The organism is Halomonas sp. BM-2019 (genome assembly GCF_017584085.1).
On record NZ_CP071922.1, the window covers coordinates 2,608,539 to 2,611,224 of the forward strand.

Consider the following 2,686-nt stretch of genomic DNA (forward strand, 5'->3'; position numbering starts at 1 on the left):
GCGCCCCGGCGGTGTTGGAGAGGGTGGCCACTGCCGCCGGGAGCCTTCGGCTCCTTCGCCCGGGGAACCCGGCCTCCCACCCGGCACCCCTACCCGGCACCCCTACCCTGCACCCTGCATCCTCACCATGCCCTCCCACCCTGCACCGCCTGCCTGACAGATTCACTCTAAAGTCCGATGAACCAAGGAATTTTCCGTGCTTGATCTTCCCCCTTCCCTCCTCTGGCCCCTGGCGGCGGTAGTCGGCCTGTGCCTCGGCAGCTTCCTCAACGTGGTGATCGTGCGCCTGCCGGTGATGCTGATGCTGGGCTGGCGCGCCGAGGCCCGGGAGGCGCTGGAGCTGCCGGAGGAGGCGCGGGCGCGCTTCAACCTGGCCACGCCGCGCTCGCTGTGCCCGAGCTGCGAGACCCCCATCGCCTGGCACGACAACCTGCCGGTGCTCGGCTGGCTGAAGCGCCGCGGGCGCTGCGCCCACTGCGACGCGGCGATCAGCCCCCAGTACCCCCTGGTGGAGCTGGCCGGCGCGGCACTCACGCTTGCCGTGGTGGCGCTCTACGGCCCCAGCTGGCAGGGGCTCTTCGTGCTGGGGGCCTGCCTGGCGCTGCTGGCCATGGCGGTGATCGACCTGCGCACCCAGCTGTTGCCGGACCTGCTCACCCTGCCGCTGCTCTGGGCGGGGCTCGCCTACCAGTTGCTCTTCCAGCCGCTGATGCTGCCGAGCGCGGTGATCGGCGCCATGGCGGGCTATCTGGCCCTGTGGAGCTTCTACTGGCTGTTCAAGCTCGCCACCGGCAAGGAGGGCATGGGCTACGGCGACTTCAAGCTGCTCGCCGCACTCGGCGCCTGGCTGGGCTGGCAGACCCTGCCGCTGCTGCTGATCCTCTCCGCGGGCATCGGTGCGATCATCGGCATCCTGGTGCAGCTGGCCATCCCCCGGCTGCGCGGCGCCCCCATGCCCTTCGGCCCCTACCTGGCGCTGGCCGGCTGGGTGGCGCTGCTGGGCGGCGAGCCGCTGATGGCGCTGTATGGGCAGTTCTTCCTGCTGTGACGTCGCCGGCGCCGCAGAGCTGGTACCCTTGGCTCAATGGTGTCGAGACCGAGGATGACCGCAGTGCCAGCACAGGATGCCGTCTTGACCAGGCTGATCAGCCTGGCGGATCAACACGATGACCTTGCCGCCCTCTGGCTCTATGGCTCACGCGCCCGTGGGGACCACCACGGCGCCAGCGACTACGACCTGGCGGTGGCCTTCGCCGACTGGCTGCCCGATGCCCTGGAGCGACGCCTCAGGCCCGAGCTGCTGGCCATGAGCTGGCGGGAGGCACTGGGCCTCGGCGAGACGTCGCTGAGCGTCGTGGACCTGGCCATCTGCCCCGTCCCGCTCGGCTGGAGCATCCTCAACGAGGGCCGGCTCCTGGTCGATCGCCTGCCGCAGATCCGCATGACCCAGGAATCGCGCATCATGTCGCGCTGGGAGCTGGACTATTCACCTCGAGCGAGACGCCATGCCTGATCCCAAGCCCGCCGCCGCCTACCTGCTCGCCGTGGGCACACATCTCGACGAGTGCGAGACCGATATCGCCACGCTCAGGGAGATCCTCGCCGAACGGCCCTGGTCGCGCCTGGAGCGCCATGCCGCCGAGCGAACCCTGCAGATCCTGATCGAGGGCTGCATCGGGCTTGCCAAGCACTGGGCCAAGCGCGAGCTGGGCAGGCCGGTCAGCGAGCCGTCGACCGCCTTCGAGCGCCTGATCGACCGGGGCTGCATCGGCCACGAGGTCCCCTGGCGCAAGGTCATCGGGCTGCGCAATGCACTGGTCCATGACTATCTGGACGTGGATCCCGAGATCGTCCGGGATGTGATCGAGCAGGCCCACCATCGCGCCCTGCTGGCCTTCGGTCGCCAGGCCATCGAGGCGTTGGCAACCGGGGAGGAGAGCCCATGATCGTGGGCGTCACCGGCGGTATCGCCTCGGGCAAGTCCACCGTGGCCCGGGCCTTCGCGTCGCTGGGCATTCCCTGGGTGGACGCCGACGACGTGGCCCGCGAGGTGGTCGAGCCGGGCGAGCCGGCGCTGGCCGAGATCGCCGAGCGCTTCGGGGCGCGGGTGCTCGATGCCGATGGCCGCCTGAACCGCCGGGCGCTGCGCGAGATCGTCTTCGCCGACCCTCAGGAGCGCCGCTGGCTGGAGTCCGTGACCCACCCGCGCATCCGCGAGCGGCTGATGGCGCACCTCGAACGCCTGCAGGCCGGCGAGGCGCCCTATGGCTTGCTGGTCTCGCCGCTGCTCTTCGAATCCGGCCAGCGCGAACTGGTCGCCCGCGCCCTGGTGATCGACGTGCCCGAGGCCGTGCAGATCGCCCGCACCGCCGCCCGGGACGACGTGGACGAGGCCCAGGCCCGGGCCATCGTCGCCGCCCAGCTGCCCCGGGCCGAGCGGCTGGCACGCGCCGACGATGTGCTGGACAATGGCGGCAGCGAGGCCGAGATGCGCCGCCGGGTCGCCGAGCTGGACCGACGGTATCGAGAGCTGGCCACCCAGCCGGCCACCCCAAACACCCGAGGAGCCCCATGAGTAACACCCAACGCCCCCTGGAAGTCGCTTGCCCCGAGTGCCACCGGAAGGTCGTATGGAGCGAGCAGAACCCCTACCGCCCCTTCTGCAGCGAGCGCTGCCGCCTGCTCG

General features: G+C 70.7%; 4 protein-coding genes and 1 pseudogene. All 5 read left to right on the top strand.

Translation table 11 applies throughout. From position 1 onward, the window contains the following. The first annotated feature begins 196 nt into the window (after window positions 1-196). Window positions 197-1,048, top strand: a complete 852-nt coding sequence (locus tag J5F18_RS13030) for an A24 family peptidase (protein ID WP_346299042.1) — start codon at window positions 197-199, stop codon at window positions 1,046-1,048. A gap of 84 nt (window positions 1,049-1,132) precedes the next feature. Continuing rightward, window positions 1,133-1,513, top strand: a complete 381-nt coding sequence (locus J5F18_RS13035) for a nucleotidyltransferase domain-containing protein (protein WP_346299043.1) — start codon at window positions 1,133-1,135, stop codon at window positions 1,511-1,513. Continuing rightward, window positions 1,506-1,946 (top strand): DUF86 domain-containing protein, encoded by a 441-nt coding sequence (locus tag J5F18_RS13040; protein ID WP_346299044.1) that lies wholly within the window; start codon window positions 1,506-1,508, stop codon window positions 1,944-1,946. The genes J5F18_RS13035 and J5F18_RS13040 overlap by 8 nt, the downstream gene beginning before the upstream one ends. Continuing rightward, window positions 1,943-2,575 carry a dephospho-CoA kinase gene (gene coaE / locus J5F18_RS13045; RefSeq protein WP_346299045.1) on the top strand — a complete coding sequence of 211 codons (633 nt, stop codon included), beginning with the start codon at window positions 1,943-1,945 and terminating at the stop codon, window positions 2,573-2,575. Before J5F18_RS13040 ends, coaE begins: the two co-directional genes overlap by 4 nt. After that, a pseudogene (yacG, locus tag J5F18_RS13050) lies at window positions 2,572-2,686 on the top strand (DNA gyrase inhibitor YacG); the annotation flags it as partial. The gene coaE and the pseudogene yacG, both read left to right, overlap by 4 nt.

Bases quoted from the DNA above. Each gene is read 5' to 3' on its own strand.
- coaE (WP_346299045.1), top strand. From the start codon at position 1,943: ATGATCGTGGGCGTCACCGGCGGTATCGCCTCGGGCAAGTCCACCGTG.
- J5F18_RS13040 (WP_346299044.1), top strand. From the start codon at position 1,506: ATGCCTGATCCCAAGCCCGCCGCCGCCTACCTGCTCGCCGTGGGCACA.